19 protein-coding genes and 1 pseudogene are annotated in these 14,854 nt (G+C 35.8%); 17 read left to right on the plus strand and 3 right to left on the minus strand.

What is annotated here, in order from left to right; all coding sequences use genetic code 11:
- From AC1Q8M_RS15680 to AC1Q8M_RS15720, 9 genes are all read left to right on the plus strand, one after another.
- The coding region (locus tag AC1Q8M_RS15680) for a DNA translocase FtsK (RefSeq protein ID WP_492334163.1) at window positions 1-1,626 on the plus strand (1,626 nt) is incomplete at its 5' end.
- A 61-nt stretch (window positions 1,627-1,687) separates the two neighbouring features.
- Window positions 1,688-2,806: a nicotinate phosphoribosyltransferase gene (locus tag AC1Q8M_RS15685; protein ID WP_016080041.1), complete on the plus strand. Its 1,119-nt coding sequence runs from the start codon at window positions 1,688-1,690 to the stop codon at window positions 2,804-2,806.
- A gap of 252 nt (window positions 2,807-3,058) precedes the next feature.
- On the plus strand, window positions 3,059-4,369 hold the full coding sequence (gene murC / locus AC1Q8M_RS15690; protein WP_000219468.1) for a UDP-N-acetylmuramate--L-alanine ligase: 1,311 nt from the start codon (window positions 3,059-3,061) through the stop codon (window positions 4,367-4,369).
- A gap of 120 nt (window positions 4,370-4,489) precedes the next feature.
- The gene (locus AC1Q8M_RS15695) at window positions 4,490-4,903 is read left to right on the plus strand and encodes a MerR family transcriptional regulator (protein WP_000276604.1); all 414 of its coding nucleotides are present in this window, start codon (window positions 4,490-4,492) and stop codon (window positions 4,901-4,903) included.
- Window positions 4,893-5,798, plus strand: coding sequence for a DMT family transporter (locus tag AC1Q8M_RS15700; RefSeq protein WP_000792469.1), 906 nt, complete (start codon window positions 4,893-4,895; stop codon window positions 5,796-5,798). Before AC1Q8M_RS15695 ends, AC1Q8M_RS15700 begins: the two co-directional genes overlap by 11 nt.
- Window positions 5,799-5,855: 57 nt before the next feature.
- Entirely contained in the window at window positions 5,856-6,404 is a 549-nt protein-coding gene (locus AC1Q8M_RS15705) for a GNAT family N-acetyltransferase (RefSeq protein ID WP_492334164.1), read from the plus strand.
- Complete coding sequence (locus AC1Q8M_RS15710; RefSeq protein WP_098366067.1) at window positions 6,401-6,904, plus strand: GNAT family N-acetyltransferase; 504 nt, start codon at window positions 6,401-6,403, stop codon at window positions 6,902-6,904. The genes AC1Q8M_RS15705 and AC1Q8M_RS15710 overlap by 4 nt, the downstream gene beginning before the upstream one ends.
- Before the next feature lie 64 nt (window positions 6,905-6,968).
- The gene (locus AC1Q8M_RS15715) at window positions 6,969-7,373 is read left to right on the plus strand and encodes a PH domain-containing protein (RefSeq protein ID WP_098366066.1); all 405 of its coding nucleotides are present in this window, start codon (window positions 6,969-6,971) and stop codon (window positions 7,371-7,373) included.
- Complete coding sequence (locus AC1Q8M_RS15720) at window positions 7,370-7,552, plus strand: hypothetical protein (protein WP_023523191.1); 183 nt, start codon at window positions 7,370-7,372, stop codon at window positions 7,550-7,552. Before AC1Q8M_RS15715 ends, AC1Q8M_RS15720 begins: the two co-directional genes overlap by 4 nt.
- 48 nt (window positions 7,553-7,600) lie before the next feature.
- Here the strand turns inward: AC1Q8M_RS15720 and AC1Q8M_RS15725 are convergent, their stop codons facing one another.
- Complete coding sequence (locus AC1Q8M_RS15725; RefSeq protein WP_000654729.1) at window positions 7,601-8,716, minus strand: aminopeptidase; 1,116 nt, start codon at window positions 8,714-8,716, stop codon at window positions 7,601-7,603.
- A 187-nt stretch (window positions 8,717-8,903) separates the two neighbouring features.
- On the opposite strand from AC1Q8M_RS15725, the gene AC1Q8M_RS15730 reads away from it, so the two are divergent.
- The 7 genes and pseudogenes from AC1Q8M_RS15730 (at window position 8,904) to ccpA (ending at window position 13,484) form a co-directional block, all read left to right on the plus strand.
- The gene (locus AC1Q8M_RS15730; RefSeq protein WP_492334165.1) at window positions 8,904-9,416 is read left to right on the plus strand and encodes a DUF948 domain-containing protein; all 513 of its coding nucleotides are present in this window, start codon (window positions 8,904-8,906) and stop codon (window positions 9,414-9,416) included.
- Entirely contained in the window at window positions 9,416-9,742 is a 327-nt protein-coding gene (gene ytxJ / locus AC1Q8M_RS15735) for a bacillithiol system redox-active protein YtxJ (RefSeq protein ID WP_001057469.1), read from the plus strand. The genes AC1Q8M_RS15730 and ytxJ overlap by 1 nt, the downstream gene beginning before the upstream one ends.
- Before the next feature lie 117 nt (window positions 9,743-9,859).
- Window positions 9,860-10,882, plus strand: a complete 1,023-nt coding sequence (locus AC1Q8M_RS15740; RefSeq protein ID WP_000738029.1) for a CamS family sex pheromone protein — start codon at window positions 9,860-9,862, stop codon at window positions 10,880-10,882.
- Between the two features lie 165 nt (window positions 10,883-11,047).
- Window positions 11,048-11,170 (plus strand): chorismate mutase, encoded by a 123-nt coding sequence (locus tag AC1Q8M_RS15745; RefSeq protein ID WP_000168213.1) that lies wholly within the window; start codon window positions 11,048-11,050, stop codon window positions 11,168-11,170.
- Between the two features lie 3 nt (window positions 11,171-11,173).
- The gene (locus AC1Q8M_RS15750; RefSeq protein ID WP_098361442.1) at window positions 11,174-11,353 is read left to right on the plus strand and encodes a 3-deoxy-7-phosphoheptulonate synthase; all 180 of its coding nucleotides are present in this window, start codon (window positions 11,174-11,176) and stop codon (window positions 11,351-11,353) included.
- A 21-nt stretch (window positions 11,354-11,374) separates the two neighbouring features.
- Window positions 11,375-12,003, plus strand: a pseudogene (locus AC1Q8M_RS15755) (bifunctional 3-deoxy-7-phosphoheptulonate synthase/chorismate mutase).
- Window positions 12,004-12,485: 482 nt separating this feature from the next.
- The gene (ccpA, locus tag AC1Q8M_RS15760) at window positions 12,486-13,484 is read left to right on the plus strand and encodes a catabolite control protein A (RefSeq protein WP_001103303.1); all 999 of its coding nucleotides are present in this window, start codon (window positions 12,486-12,488) and stop codon (window positions 13,482-13,484) included.
- A 34-nt stretch (window positions 13,485-13,518) separates the two neighbouring features.
- Here ccpA and AC1Q8M_RS15765 read toward each other — a convergent pair whose 3' ends face one another.
- Window positions 13,519-13,881: a DUF4288 domain-containing protein gene (locus AC1Q8M_RS15765; RefSeq protein WP_003271799.1), complete on the minus strand. Its 363-nt coding sequence runs from the start codon at window positions 13,879-13,881 to the stop codon at window positions 13,519-13,521.
- A gap of 1 nt (window position 13,882) precedes the next feature.
- On the minus strand, window positions 13,883-14,119 hold the full coding sequence (locus AC1Q8M_RS15770) for a DUF3949 domain-containing protein (RefSeq protein WP_000637898.1): 237 nt from the start codon (window positions 14,117-14,119) through the stop codon (window positions 13,883-13,885).
- 453 nt (window positions 14,120-14,572) lie between these two features.
- On the opposite strand from AC1Q8M_RS15770, the gene AC1Q8M_RS15775 reads away from it, so the two are divergent.
- Window positions 14,573-14,845, plus strand: coding sequence for a DUF3917 domain-containing protein (locus tag AC1Q8M_RS15775; protein ID WP_000636585.1), 273 nt, complete (start codon window positions 14,573-14,575; stop codon window positions 14,843-14,845).
- Window positions 14,846-14,854: the final 9 nt, after the last annotated feature.

Consider the following 14,854-nt stretch of genomic DNA (forward strand, 5'->3'; position numbering starts at 1 on the left):
CTGCAGCAAGTAGTAGCAGAACCACAAGTGGAAGAACAACCAATGCAGCAAGTAGTAGCAGAACCACAAGTGGAAGAACAACCAATGCAGCAAGTAGTGGTAGAGCAAGTACAAAAGCCAATTTCAAGTACGGAAGTAAAAGAGAAGGCATATGTTGTAAATCAAAGAGAGAACGATATGCGAAATGTATTGCACACACCACCGACATATACTGTTCCACCATTAGCGTTGTTGTCAATTCCACAGCAATCAACACTAGATAATACAGAGTGGTTAGATGAGCAAAAAGAATTATTAGATACAACGTTTAATAATTTTCATGTTGGAGCACATGTTATTAATGTATCGCAAGGGCCAGCAGTAACTCGTTTTGAAGTACAACCAGACCCAGGCGTGAAAGTAAATAAAATTACAAATTTAAGTGATGATATTAAGTTAAGTTTAGCTGCGAAAGATATTCGTATTGAAGCGCCGATTCCAGGAAAGAGTGCGATTGGAATTGAAGTTCCAAATAAAGAAAGTAAGCCGGTATTTCTTCGTGAGATTTTAAGAAGTCCTGTATTCACAAAGAGTGAATCGCCACTTACTGTTGCGCTTGGACTTGATATTTCAGGTGATCCAATTGTAACGGATATTCGGAAAATGCCGCACGGACTTATTGCGGGTGCAACGGGTTCAGGTAAAAGTGTGTGTATTAACGCGATTTTAACGAGTATTTTATATAAAGCGAAACCACATGAAGTAAAGTTAATGTTAATTGATCCGAAGATGGTTGAGCTTGCGCCATACAATTCTGTTCCGCATCTTGTAGCACCTGTTATTACGGATGTAAAAGCAGCGACAGCTGCGTTAAAGTGGGCAGTTGATGAAATGGAGCGTCGTTATGAATTGTTTGCTCATGCTGGTGCTCGTGATTTAACTCGCTATAATACAATTGTAAGCGAGCGAGATATTCCAGGTGAGACATTACCTTATATCGTTATCGTTATTGATGAGTTAGCCGATTTAATGATGGTAGCACCGGGTGATGTTGAGGAAGCGATTTGTCGTATTGCGCAAAAAGCACGTGCTTGTGGCATTCATTTATTAGTTGCGACGCAGCGTCCATCTGTAGATGTTATTACAGGTTTAATTAAATCAAATATTCCAACGCGTATTGCGTTTACTGTATCATCTCAAGTTGATTCACGTACGATTATCGATATTGGGGGCGCGGAAAAATTACTTGGCCGTGGTGATATGTTATTTTTAGGGAACGGCACATCTAAGCCAGTTCGTGTACAAGGTGTATATGTATCGGATGATGAGATTGAAAAAACAGTTGATCATGTGAGAAAGCAAATGAAGCCGAATTACTTATTTAAGCAAGAGGATTTATTAGCGAAAACAGAACAGGCTGAGTCGGAAGATGAGCTGTTCTTTGATGCATGTCAATTTGTTGTAGAACAAGGGGGAGCGTCCACATCTTCTGTACAGCGAAAATTCCGTATTGGTTATAATCGCGCAGCACGTCTCATTGAAGAGATGGAATCGCAAGGGATTATTTCTGAAGCGAGAGGAACTAAGCCGAGAGATGTCCTTATTTCTGAGGATGAATTTGCTGCTATGCAGGAAACGAATGTATAGTCCACGGTTTTGCTGTATACTAATAGAAAATGTTGGATAGTAAAGTAGGGAGTAAAGCGACATGAAAGAAATTGAATTAAAATTAAAAGGTGAAATAAATCGACTAACAAATAAAACATTTAAATTTGACGAACGCGTTGGGGAAGGTTGGTTCTCCGCCGTTTACTTTTTAAAAACTAGAGAAATTATTGAAGAATTTCGCCCGAAAAGTGTTGTAACGATGCAATTTTTCCAAAAAGAAAATGCAGTCCTTTGCGGAACGGATGAAGTGATTGCATTGCTGCAAACATTCGCTAAAAATCCTGAGGAACTTGAGATTCACTCTTTAAAAGATGGCGATAAAATTAGTCCATTTGAAACAGTGTTAACAATTCATGGTCCTTATGAGAATTTCGGATTTTTAGAAGGTGTAATTGATGGGATTTTAGCTCGTCGTACATCGGTTGCAACAAACGTATATAATGTTGTCCAAGCTGCACGTAGTGTAGATAAAGAAAAACCAGTTATTTTCATGGGAGATCGTGACGATCATTATACACAACAAGCTGGTGATGGTTATGCAGCATACATCGGAGGTATGAGCGCACAAGCGACGCATGCGATGAATGAATGGTGGGGCAGAAGTGGTATGGGGACAATGCCTCACGCATTAATTCAAATGTTTAATGGTGATGTTGTAGAAGCGGCAAAAGCATATCATAAGAAATTCCCAGAAGATGAATTAGTTGTACTCATTGATTACAATAATGATGTTATTACAGATGCACTTCGTGTAGCGCGTGAATTTGGATCAACATTAAAAGGTGTGCGTGTAGATACGTCTCGCACAATGATTGATCAATACTTTATTCGCCACCCAGAAGTACTTGGAACATTTGATCCACGTGGTGTAAACCCATCGCTTGTATTTGCACTTCGCAAGGCGCTTGATGAAGAAGGATTCCAGCATGTAGACATCGTTGTAACTGGTGGATTTGATGAAAAGCGTATTCGTGAATTTGAAGCTCAAAAGGTACCTGTTGACATATACGGGGTAGGAAGTAGCTTGTTAAAAATGAATATTGGCTTTACTGGTGATAATGTAGAGTTAAATGGGAAACCAGAAGCAAAAGCTGGTCGTAAATATCGTCCAAACCCGCGTTTAGAGCGTGTTCAATTAGAAAAAAGAGAAGATATGTAAAAGAGAGAAAAACTGATAGGTGATTGACCCTATCAGTTTTTCTGTTATCATAGTATAGCGGCTTCTTTTTTGCTATAATGGACTTGTTATGGACATATAAAGAAGTACGTACGAGTTTATCCTGATAAGTGAAGGGAAAGAATAACTTCACTACATCAAAAATGTATGATGATTACCAAAATAAGAAAAGATTCATATACTGTCTTATAGATAGGCCGTTGTATTAGTTCGAAATGTTGGAGGTTCTTTAAGATGACAGTTTACCATTTTGTAGGAATTAAAGGAACAGGAATGAGTTCATTAGCGCAAATTCTTCATGATATGAAGCATACTGTTCAAGGGTCTGATTATGAAAAGCGTTTCTTTACACAAACAGCGTTGGAAAAGCGTAGTATCTCGATCCTTCCTTTTGATAAGAATAATGTAGAAGAAGGACAAGTGATTATTGCAGGAAATGCATTTCCTGATACGCATGAAGAAATCGTAGCAGCAAAAGAATTAAACATCCCAGTCCATCGTTACCATCACTTCTTAGGTGACCTGATGAGCCAATACACAAGTGTTGCTGTAACTGGTGCACACGGAAAAACATCAACAACAGGTTTGTTAGCCCATGTAATGCAAGGTGCACACCCGACATCTTACCTTATTGGAGATGGAACAGGGCATGGGGTAGAAAATAGTAAGTATTTTGTATTTGAAGCTTGTGAGTATCGTCGTCATTTCTTGTCTTACAATCCAGACTATGCAATTATGACGAATATTGATTTTGATCATCCAGATTATTTTGCAGACATCAATGATGTATTCAGTGCATTCCAAGAGATGGCATTGCAAGTGAAAAAAGGCATTATTGCATGTGGAGATGATGAAGAACTTCAAAAAATTCAAGCGAAAGTACCTGTTATTTTCTATGGATTTGGAGAAGATAATGATTTCCAAGCACGTAACATTCAAAAGAGAACAGATGGCACGATATTCGATGTATTCGTTCGTAATACGTACTATGACACGTTCAAAATTACAGGATACGGCAACCATAGCGTATTAAATGCATTAGCAGTAATCGCGCTTTGTCATTATGAAAACGTTGATGTAGAAGCAGTAAAACATCAATTAACAACTTTTGAAGGCGTAAAACGTCGCTTTAATGAAAAGCCGATGGGAGAGCAAGTAATCATCGATGACTACGCACACCATCCGACAGAAATTAATGCAACGATTGAAGCTGCTCGTCAAAAACATCCAGAGCGTGAAATTGTCGCTGTATTCCAGCCACATACATTCTCACGTACAGAAAAGTTCTTAGATGAGTTCGCAGAAAGCCTAAGCAAAGCTGACCAAGTATACTTATGTGATATTTTCGGATCAGCACGTGAAAACAAAGGTGAATTAACAATCGAAGATCTGCAAAAGCGTATTGACGGTGCAGAATTAATTACAGATACAACAACGGATGTATTAAAGAAACATAAAAACGGCGTTCTAATTTTCATGGGCGCAGGTGACATCCAAAAATTCGAAGCGGCTTACGTAAAAGAAGTTCAAGTTGCAGAGAAATAATAGAAAAGACGCATAGCTTGGCTGTGCGTCTTTTTTGTTGTGTTCAACTTTTATTTATGTATTGACCTAGAGCTAACTCTAGGTTGTAAGATGAAAATGTAAAAACAAGGGGGAGAGAACATGTATAAAATCGGTGAAGTAGCAGAATTAACAGGGATGGGCATTCACACTTTGCGCTACTATGAGAAATTAGGTTTATTACCACCACCAACGCGATATAGCGGTATTCGTCAATATACAGAAGGCGATGTACGTTTATTAAAATTTTTATATTCATTAAAACAAACTGGGATGTCATTAGAAGAGATGGCTGAGTTTGCAAGTGATGGGTGCATTATAGAGGAAATTAGGCAGAAGAAAGAGGAAGTACCAGCGAAAGTAAAAAAGAGAATTTCCATTTTAACAACGCACTTGGAGCGATTAAAAGAACAGCAGGAACAATTGCAAAAAGTTGTTCAGCTAACGGAGGAGAAGTTAGAAATTTATTACGGTTTTCTAGAAGATAAGGACTTGGAGGCCGGCAATGAAAAATAAAGTATATACGCAGTTATTAGGTTTTGCGATATTTACTGGTGGGACATTTAATGCGTCGAAATATGCGGTGCAGTATTTCGACGTAATTCATATAGCAGCATGGCGTTTTGGGATTGCTGCATTTGTGATGTTATGTTTGTTAAAAATACGAAAAGATTTTGATTTGAAAGTATGGATGCAGAATAGGACCTATTATCTTTTGCTAGGTATTGTTGGTGTATTCGGCTTTAATTTCTTTTTCTTTTTAGGAATGAAATATACAGAAGCTGTTAATGGTGCACTTATTATGGCGACAAATCCTCTCGTTACGACGCTGTTAGCAAGTGTCATTTTACGAGAGAAAATTGTGAAGCGCCAAGCTATTGGAATGTTACTTGCACTAATTGGCGTTGTTTTTGTACTTACACAAGGTTCGTTTACAATACTACAACATTTATCATTTTCAAAAGGGGATTTTTATATTTTATTAGGGAATATTTGCTGGGCGTTATACGGCGTGCTAGGCAGACGGTTTATTAAAACTGGTAATCCAATACAAACGACGACATATACGATGACTATTGGTGCACTTGCCTTTATTATCATATCTTCTACACAAAAAAGTATAGTACCAGTTTTAGAAATTCCTTTGTTGGCATGGGGAGCAATTCTCTTTATGGCAATTGGAATGAGTGTGCTTGGTTACTTATGGTGGAATAATGGAATTGCTCAAATTGGTGCAGCAAGGACATCATTATTTTTTAATCTAGTGCCTGTTGTTACAATACTTATTTCTTTTATTGAAGGAGTCAATATAACATCTGCACAATCTGTAGGAATGATATTAGTTATTACGGGAGTATCGTATTCTTCTGGTTTTATACAAAGAAAATCAAAAGAAAGTGTTAATATTTAACTTTTTACACCTAAAAATGTTAGAATAATAAGAAAACTAAAAAGGGGACTAAAAAGCATGTTCACACTCCGAGTAGATGACGAAATCGAACTACAATTACTAGAAAAACATCATAAAGAGGAATTATATCAATTATTAGATCAAAACCGTAATCATTTACGAAAATGGCTCCCTTGGATAGATGGGACAAAATCTGCTGATGCTTATGATGAGATTTTTCCGATGTGGTTAAAGAAATTTGCAGAGGGAGACGGTTTTAAAAGTGGTATACGTTACAAAGGAAAGCTCGTTGGGATGGTAGGTATTCATCCAGTGAGCTGGGGGAAGAAAGCCGCGAGTCTTGGGTATTACCTTGCAGAAGATACTGGAGGAAAAGGCGTTATGACGCGTAGCGTGAAGGCTGTGCTTCAATATGCATTTGAGAATTTAAAATTAAATAAAATGGAAATCCGATGCGGTGTTGAAAATGTGAAAAGTCGCGCTATTCCAGAGCGTTTAGGGTTTAAGTTAGATGGTATTTTACGAGATGAAGAATGGTTATATGATCATTTCCATGATGTCGCTGTATATAGTTTATTAGCTTCAGAGTGGAAAGAAATTCGATGAACGAGAAAATTCGTATTGTTCCGTATGAAAGTACGTTTCAAGAGGAAGTAGTAGATCTTATCGTTCATATTCAGCAAAAAGAGTATAATGTTCCCATTACGAAAGAAGAGCAACCTGATTTACTTGAAATAGAAACATTCTATCAAAAGGATCACGGAAACTTTTGGGTAGCAATTTATGATGGTAAAGTAGTTGGAACAGTAGCTTTATTAGATATTGAGAATCATCAAGTAGCGCTAAGAAAAATGTTCGTACAAAAAGAGTTTCGCGGAAAAGAATGGGGCGCATCACATATGTTGCTTCAAACAGCAATTTCATGGGCTGAGGATAAAAAATTGAAAGATATTTACTTAGGAACAACAATAAAATTTTTAGCGGCACATCGTTTTTATGAAAAGAATGGTTTTCAAAGTGTGAGTATAGATCAGTTGCCGAAAAATTTTCCAGTGTTACAGGTAGATAAGAGATTTTATAGGTACATTGTGAAAAAGGTCATTTAGAAATGGCCTTTTTCTATGAACTAAAATGGAAATAGTGGTATAATTTGGATTAGGGGGTGTAGGTATGAACTTTCCAATTCAAAGAAGTAAGTCAGTAGTCATTTTTGTTTGTCTTACGTTAGCTTTTATGTGTATATATCCAATTGTCATGCTTTTCACTAATAAAGCGCATTGGATATCGGCGTTGATTGGGATGGGTTTATGCTTCATTGTAAATGTACCACTTGTTTGGGAAGTATTTATTAAAAAACATAAAGTAGAAAATGGCTTATTAAAGTACGGTGTTTTAAATGACGATATTGTATTGAAAGAGATAAGAATAATTCGTCAAGTTGGGAAATCGCTTGAAATTACGACGAATGCATATAAAGTACATATAATTGCGATGCCGCAAAATATGAATGAATTTTTGGCGCTTATCGAGAAAGAAAATCCACATGTGAAAATAGAAATGGTAGGTAAGAAATGAAATATGTAAAACCTTTGTTTTGTTTGGAAATTTTGCTTGTGTTTGCTATTTGCACTAGAGTATATATGAAATGGGATCTGCCCTTATATGAACCGATATTAATAGGTACTATCGCAGTGGCGCTTTTATATTATTTTCATTTTCAGCAAACAAAAAGTAAGAACAGTAGATCAATATAGGGTGAGGATAATAAAAAAACGCTCGGATATAATTCCGAGCGTTTTTTATTATTTTAAGTTCTCTGGGTTTAAAGCTTCTAATTCAGGTACAACGAAGCGTCCGTCTTTACGGATTAGTACGTCGTCGAAGTAAATTTCACCGCCACCGTATTCAGGGCGTTGGATGCATACTAAGTCCCAATGGATGTTTGAGTTGTTACCATTCCATGCATCGTCGTAAGCTTGTCCAGGAGTGAAGTGGAAGCTGCCATCGATTTTTTCATCGAATAGGATGTCTCCCATTGGATGTAAGATGTATGGGTTTACGCCGATTGCGAATTCACCAACGTAGCGTGCGCCTTCGTCTGTATCGAAGATTTTATTAATGCGTTCTGAATCGTTTGCAGTTGCTTCAACGATTTGGCCGTTCTCGAACTTAAGTTGTACATTTTCAAATGTATAACCGTTGTAAGGAGATGGTGTGTTGTAAGAAACTGTACCGTTAACAGAGTCACGAACTGGTGCAGAGTATACTTCACCATCTGGAATGTTTAAATGACCTGAGCATTTAATTGCTGGAATGTCTTTAATAGAGAATGTTAAGTCAGTTCCAGGACCAGTTAAACGAACTTTATCTGTTTTATTCATTAATGTAACAAGGCTATCCATCGCCTTATCCATTTTACCGTAGTCTAAATTACATACTTCAAAGTAGAAGTCTTCGAAAGCTTCTGTACTCATTTTAGCAAGCTGTGCCATAGAAGCATTTGGGTAGCGAAGAACAACCCAGCGTGTTTTTGGAACGCGAATGTCTCTATGAACTTTTTTGCCAACTGTTTGGCCATGAACTTTCATACGCTCACTTGGAACGTCAGCTTGTTCATTAATATTATCGCCAGAGCGAAGACCGATATAAGCGTCCATGTCTTTCATTACGCTTGCTTCATATGCAGCGATTTGTTCGAAATGTTCTTCAGTAGCACCCATTAATAAAGAGCGATCTACTTGATGATCTTTTAAAGAGACGAATGGGAAACCACCAGCTGCATATGCTTCTTTTACAAGTGCAGTTACAAGTTCTTTTTGTAAGCCAAAGTTTTCAATTAATACTTTTTCACCTTTTTGTAAGCGGATAGAGTAGTTAATTAAATTGTATGCTAACTTTTCAATACGTGGATCTTTCATGTGTAAAGCCTCCCTACTAATTATGTATCCTCTCCTATTGTAACCTACTTAGTGGAATTTGTTGAATGATTTATGTTACAGTTAACGAATAAGTATGAAAATTCTAATGATGAGATAGGGATTAGAATGAAACGGAAAATGATTGTATAATAGGGGAAAGTATGAAAAAGATAAAGGAAGTGATGAAATGCAAGTTCTTTTATATGTAAGTGCGGCTATTATCGCGGTTGCTTTCGCAGTATTAGTAGTGTATGTATGCAGAACGTTGTTATCGGTTCAGAAGACGTTAGAAAACGTTGCAAGCACGTTAGAAGGTTTAGAAAAACAAATGCAAGGAATTAGCGTAGAGACAGAGCAATTATTACATAAAACGAATGCGTTAGCTGATGATATTCAACAGAAGTCACAGTCATTAAATAAAGTGGTAGCGGGTGTAGATGGGATTGGAACGACAATCCAATCCTTAAATACGAAGCTTCGTAATGTATCAGACTCTGTAACGGACGAAATTGAAAATAACGCTGATAAAGTAGCGCAAGTTGTACAGTGGAGCAGTGCGGCGATTGAAGTATACAATCATTACCGTGCGTCGAGACAAGAGAAGAAGGTTGAAAAAGAAGAGCGTAAATTAGAAAGAATTGAGAAAAACGCTGAAAAGAAAGAGCAGCGCTCTAGATTTCGTATGAGAGGTGAATCGTGATGAATATGACAAAGCTTGAAACAATTGAAGAGCTTGAGGTCTTAGTAGAAAAGAATGAGCCGTATGTTCTTTTTAAACATAGTACGACATGCCCGATTAGTCACGGTGCATACACAGAATTTCAAGCGTATTGCAGTGAAGAAAGAGAAGTGCCAGCGTATTACTTATACGTACAAGATGCAAGAGATGTGTCAAATCGTGTTGCAGAACAATACAGTATTAGACATGAATCCCCGCAAGTATTATACATAAAAGATGGTATGGTAGTATGGAATACATCTCATTGGAATATTAAAAAAGATGCTTTAGAAGAGAATATAAAGTAAAAAGAAGCAAGCTAAAGGTGCTTGCTTCTTTTTTTTGTTTTTGTTGAAATATATTTAATGGTACACTATTAATAGTTCAAACTAAATAACTAGATTGTTGAAAGTAGGTTTTAAGTAATGAAGAAAATGGCATTATCCTTCGCAGTCGTAAGTTTATTACTGGGAGCTTGTAGTAACAATAGTAATACGATTAGTAAGAAGGATGAAGTTATACAAAAAGATACAAAAGAAAAAAGTATGATTCCGAGAACTGCTGTTTCTAAAGATTATTATAGAACTGTTATTCCTTTAAAAGAACAAAAGGTTATTAATACAGCTAATATAAAAACAAATTCTAAATTAGATTTAGCAGAGTATGAAAATGGTTTAATAAATATTGCAACGCAGCAATTTGATACAGAGAGCCACGTACTGCAATTAAATCAGTATATTCCAGAGAAACTAGTTGATGAACTAGTTGCGAAAGTAGAAGCGCCAGTTTTGACGAATATTATAGAACAAGACTATTTCGGAAAACAGAATTCAAATGAATTAAGTTTATCTGGTGTTATGATTGGCTTAGCTATGTCTTCAAGTGTATCGAATGAAGAAGCTATGTCTAAAGGGTCTGAAGTTGCTAAACAACTTATTGAAGCTATTAACAAAAATGATAAATATAACAAATCTCCAATTACGTTTGCTATCTTTAAGCAAGAAAGTACAAGTTCTTTAAAAAATGGTACGTATATTGCTAGTGCTACTGTTCAAAAGAATGATACGAACCTTGGAAATTGGAGTACAATTGATGAAAAGTCGTATTCATATCCTTCTGATGAATTTACACAAGCACATGGAGAAGATAATACAAAAATAACTAACTTTGCTAAGGAAATAAAAGGTTTTTCTACTGGAGATTTTATTCCAGTCAACGCAAAAGTTTCTTATAAGAAAGATCAAATGGATACATTAAATATGAATATTGTTATTAAATATAACGGTAAAACAGAATTAATGGCTCTTACCCAATTGGCTGCGCAAGGTATGTTGGACAAATTGCCTAAAGATGCGAAAGTACAATTACAGATCAAGTCCGAGAGTAAAATTGAGGCCGTTATTATAAAAGAGAAAAACAGTGATAAACCGTTTGTTTCCTTCTTGTAAAAAAGACAGTATGTAAACTGTCTTTTTTTTATTTTAAATGAAAATATACAATGTTTTTTGATGATAATTCATTGCTGTATATCGTGTGACAATCGTATATGTATCAACTATAATAAGTTATCTTAAAAAAGTAATATATAGGAATTTGAAAGATGTGGCTTTTTTATGGCATCACAACAATTAGGTCGTTTACGTTCTGAAATTGATCAACTTAATTTACAAATATTAGAGTTATTAAACGAAAGAGGTCGTCTCGTACAAGAAGTTGGTACTTTAAAAGAAGTATAAGGTGTGAAACGTTTTGCTCCTGTACGTGAAAGAAATATGCTGGATTTAATTGTAGAGAATAATAATGGTCCATTTGAAACTTCGACTTTACAACATATTTTCAAACAAATTTTTCAAGTTGGCTTAGAGTTACAAGAAGAGGATCATCGTAAAGCACTACTTGTGTCTTGTAAGAAAAAATAGAAGATACGATTGTTGAAATTAATGCGTGGTGGTGCTTTCAAGCCACATACTTCACCGTATGATTTTCAAGGTCTTGGATTAGCAGGATTACAAATTTTACGCCAAGTAGCAGATAAATATGATTTGGCTGTTATTAGTGAAATTTTAAATCCAAATGATATTGAGATGTCATTAGATTACGTTGATGTTATTCAAATTGGCACTCACAATATGCAAAACTTTGATTTGCTAAGGGCAGCTGGTGCTGTAAATAAACCAGTATTATTAAAACGTGGTCTATCAGCAACGATTGAAGAATTCATTAATGCGGCAGAATATATTATGGCAAAGAGAAATGGGAACATTATTTTATGTGAACGAGGTATTCGCACGTATGAAAGAGTGACGCGTAAGACGCTTGATATTTCCGCTGTACCGATTTTAAAGAAAGAAACACATTACCTGTTGTTGTCGATGTAACGCATTCTACAGGGCGACGTGACCTTCTCTTATCAACTGCAAAAGCAGCGATGGCAATTGGTGCAGACGCAATTATGGCTGAAGTACATCCAAATCCCGCTGTAGCTTTATCAGATGAGGCGCAGCAAATGAATATTCCGCAGTTCAATGATTTTATGAATGAATTAAAATCATTTGGAAGTAAATTATAAAAACTTTTAATGAGCTGTTCCAATAAGGCGTTTTGGGGCATCTGTATAGAGACTGTCATTGTCGATTTTTGTTGGTAAGTTGATATATTTAAAAAATCGCTGATATAATTAGAGTTGTGGTAGATATATTTGGAAAATCGCTGATATATTTCGAGTTACGGTTCATATATTCGAAAAATCGTCGATATAAATTTCATTTACTATCGTACCGCTTAAAATAAGATTTCTACTTAGGAAACATCTATTTTTTTACAAAAAATGCTCTTTTTTCATAAAAAATACGAAAATACGAGAAAAGAAGCGAATTTTTTCGAAACTTTTGCGGGAAAATATTGTATGAGCCTGCGTTTTTATCGTATCATTAGTAAAAGGAAGAACTCGGGACGATTGGTGGCATCTGCAAATAGAGTTGATGTCTTTTTTTCATTCAAGTAACCGATACATAAAAATAGATAACAAAAATAGAAGGAGTGTGCGATGAGATGAACGTAACAATCTATGATGTAGCGCGCGAAGCGAACGTTTCAATGGCTACCGTATCACGCGTTGTGAACGGTAACCCAAATGTAAAGCCTACAACAAGAAAGAAAGTATTAGAAGCAATTGATCGTTTAGGGTACCGCCCAAATGCGGTAGCACGTGGACTAGCAAGTAAGAAGACAACTACAGTAGGTGTTATTATTCCTGATATCTCAAATACGTTTTATGCAGAACTTGCACGTGGAATTGAAGATATCGCAACAATGTACAAATATAACATCATTTTAAGTAACTCTGACCAAAACAAAGAGAAAGAGTTCCATTTATTAAATACGATGCTTGGAAAGCAAGTGGACGGAATTGTTTTCATGGGTGAAGATATTACAGACATTCACATTGAAGAATTTAAAAAATCTCCAGTACCAATTGTATTAGCAGCGTCATTCGATGAGCAAAATGAAACGCCATCAGTAAATATTGATTATACACAAGCAGCTTACGATGCAATGAAGCACTTTATTGAGCAAGGACATAAGCGTATCGGTTTCGTCTCTGGTCCATTCATTGATAAAGCGGGAAGCGCGAAGAAGTTACAAGGTTATAAAAAAGCTTTAGAAGAAGAAGGTATTTCATATGATGAAAATCTTGTAATCGATGGAGATTACACATATGACTCAGGTATCGAAGCATTTGAAAAGCTTTGGAGCAATGATGAAAAGCCAACAGCAATCTTCGTATCGTCTGATGAAATGGCACTAGGTGTAATCCACGCAGCACAAGACGCTGGATTAAACGTACCAACTGACGTAGAAGTACTTGGTTTCGATAATACACGCCTTGCATTAATGGTTCGTCCGCAACTTTCAACAGTTGTACAACCGATGTATGATATCGGTGCAGTAGCAATGCGTCTATTAACAAAGTATATGAACAAAGAAAAAGTGGAAGATCACACTGTCATCTTACCTCACCGTATCCAATTTAGAGATTCAACGAAGTAAGTATAAAAAAGCTCACAGCGATTGCTGTGAGCTTTTATTCATATTCAGGATAATATTTTTCAATTACTGTATCTACGGTTTCATTTTTCTTAACGTGTAAAAATCTTGCGTACAATTCTTTTCCAGTTTCAAATGGGGTATCGTCTAATTCAAACACATGTAACACTTTTCGGAACGTCCATGTGATTTGCTCATCATACATATTATCGTATGTGTGCTCCGATTGTATAGCTATATTTTCACCTAGTTCATGAGCTTCTTCTAAACTGTTTGCTTTAACAAGAATAATACTTTCTTCAAAAAGTGTATCGTGATTCTCTTCATAATGCTCATCAATTTTCGTAGGATCAGGCTCACCAGCATGAACAGACTCAAACAATAATTTTACAGCGTACACATTATGCTGCATGTTTCACTTTATAAATAATACTTGCGACAAGCGAAGCAGGTATTGTAAATAAGTTACTTTGATAATGGTAATGCACTTGGGATTCTTCATAAGACATGTTGTCATATAGTTCGTTTTGTGAGACATTCATTTTTTTCTGTTTTTCTTTGAGCATTTTAATGTAGTTGTACTGTATTGGGACGAGAATGATGAAATAAGCTAATACGATTAGTGAAATCCAAATCATTATGAACACTCCCTTACAAAGAATATTTGTATATGGTAATTATATCAATTTATATGAAAAATATCCATATTTTCCTAGTGGTCAATTTCTTTTCAAAAATGCAAAAAGTTCTTCAGCGCTTCGTAAATTATGTTCAAGGCATGTTTGGGCAGTGCGTTTTAAAACTTTGTATTAACTGTTCTAATCTAGAAGGATCATATTGTTTCACATGGCCAGTAATAATGGTTTCATCTTTGTCTAAGTCAATTGTAATTTAATCGAATCGCTCTACTTGTTTAAAATATCCTACAATATCATCTTCCAATTGAAATTCTCCCTAGTTTATAGCTTATTTAGAAGATTTCTCTATAAATTGTATGATTCCTTGTTATATGTCACATAAGTGCAAATTTACCTATTATAGGGCAATGTCATGTATAATAGAAAGAAAAGGCTTGTGAGGGGGGAGAAGAGATGATCGTTCTTTGGATAATTACGCTTTGTATGACTGCTATTTTTGCATATATGACGTTAAAACAAAATGGCTTAAAGCGATTTGCTCCAGGAAGTATTCTTGCAGGAATTGCCCTTATCACGTATGTAATTTCTATTTTTATTGAAAGTGTATCAGTAGATATGAGCACAAGTTTAATGTTTATTGGTATTACACTATTTGCAGGTAGCATTATGGTACTTATGGTTGCTGGTATTATTTTATTTATTCATATGAATTCGGAAACGTTATAGCATATAGAA

The organism is Bacillus sp. GW823-FHT06A10, assembly GCF_058795375.1.

What these genes read in the sequence shown, in the direction of transcription:
- AC1Q8M_RS15685 (WP_016080041.1), top strand. Translation starts at nt 1,688, where the DNA reads ATGAAAGAAATTGAATTAAAATTAAAAGGTGAAATAAATCGACTAACA.
- murC (WP_000219468.1), top strand. Translation starts at nt 3,059, where the DNA reads ATGACAGTTTACCATTTTGTAGGAATTAAAGGAACAGGAATGAGTTCA.
- AC1Q8M_RS15695 (WP_000276604.1), top strand. Translation starts at nt 4,490, where the DNA reads ATGTATAAAATCGGTGAAGTAGCAGAATTAACAGGGATGGGCATTCAC.
- AC1Q8M_RS15700 (WP_000792469.1), top strand. Translation starts at nt 4,893, where the DNA reads ATGAAAAATAAAGTATATACGCAGTTATTAGGTTTTGCGATATTTACT.
- AC1Q8M_RS15705 (WP_492334164.1), top strand. Translation starts at nt 5,856, where the DNA reads ATGTTCACACTCCGAGTAGATGACGAAATCGAACTACAATTACTAGAA.
- AC1Q8M_RS15710 (WP_098366067.1), top strand. Translation starts at nt 6,401, where the DNA reads ATGAACGAGAAAATTCGTATTGTTCCGTATGAAAGTACGTTTCAAGAG.
- AC1Q8M_RS15715 (WP_098366066.1), top strand. Translation starts at nt 6,969, where the DNA reads ATGAACTTTCCAATTCAAAGAAGTAAGTCAGTAGTCATTTTTGTTTGT.
- AC1Q8M_RS15720 (WP_023523191.1), top strand. Translation starts at nt 7,370, where the DNA reads ATGAAATATGTAAAACCTTTGTTTTGTTTGGAAATTTTGCTTGTGTTT.
- AC1Q8M_RS15725 (WP_000654729.1), bottom strand. Translation starts at nt 8,716, where the DNA reads ATGAAAGATCCACGTATTGAAAAGTTAGCATACAATTTAATTAACTAC.
- AC1Q8M_RS15730 (WP_492334165.1), top strand. Translation starts at nt 8,904, where the DNA reads ATGCAAGTTCTTTTATATGTAAGTGCGGCTATTATCGCGGTTGCTTTC.
- ytxJ (WP_001057469.1), top strand. Translation starts at nt 9,416, where the DNA reads ATGAATATGACAAAGCTTGAAACAATTGAAGAGCTTGAGGTCTTAGTA.
- AC1Q8M_RS15740 (WP_000738029.1), top strand. Translation starts at nt 9,860, where the DNA reads ATGAAGAAAATGGCATTATCCTTCGCAGTCGTAAGTTTATTACTGGGA.
- AC1Q8M_RS15745 (WP_000168213.1), top strand. Translation starts at nt 11,048, where the DNA reads ATGGCATCACAACAATTAGGTCGTTTACGTTCTGAAATTGATCAACTT.
- ccpA (WP_001103303.1), top strand. Translation starts at nt 12,486, where the DNA reads ATGAACGTAACAATCTATGATGTAGCGCGCGAAGCGAACGTTTCAATG.
- AC1Q8M_RS15770 (WP_000637898.1), bottom strand. Translation starts at nt 14,119, where the DNA reads ATGATTTGGATTTCACTAATCGTATTAGCTTATTTCATCATTCTCGTC.
- AC1Q8M_RS15775 (WP_000636585.1), top strand. Translation starts at nt 14,573, where the DNA reads ATGATCGTTCTTTGGATAATTACGCTTTGTATGACTGCTATTTTTGCA.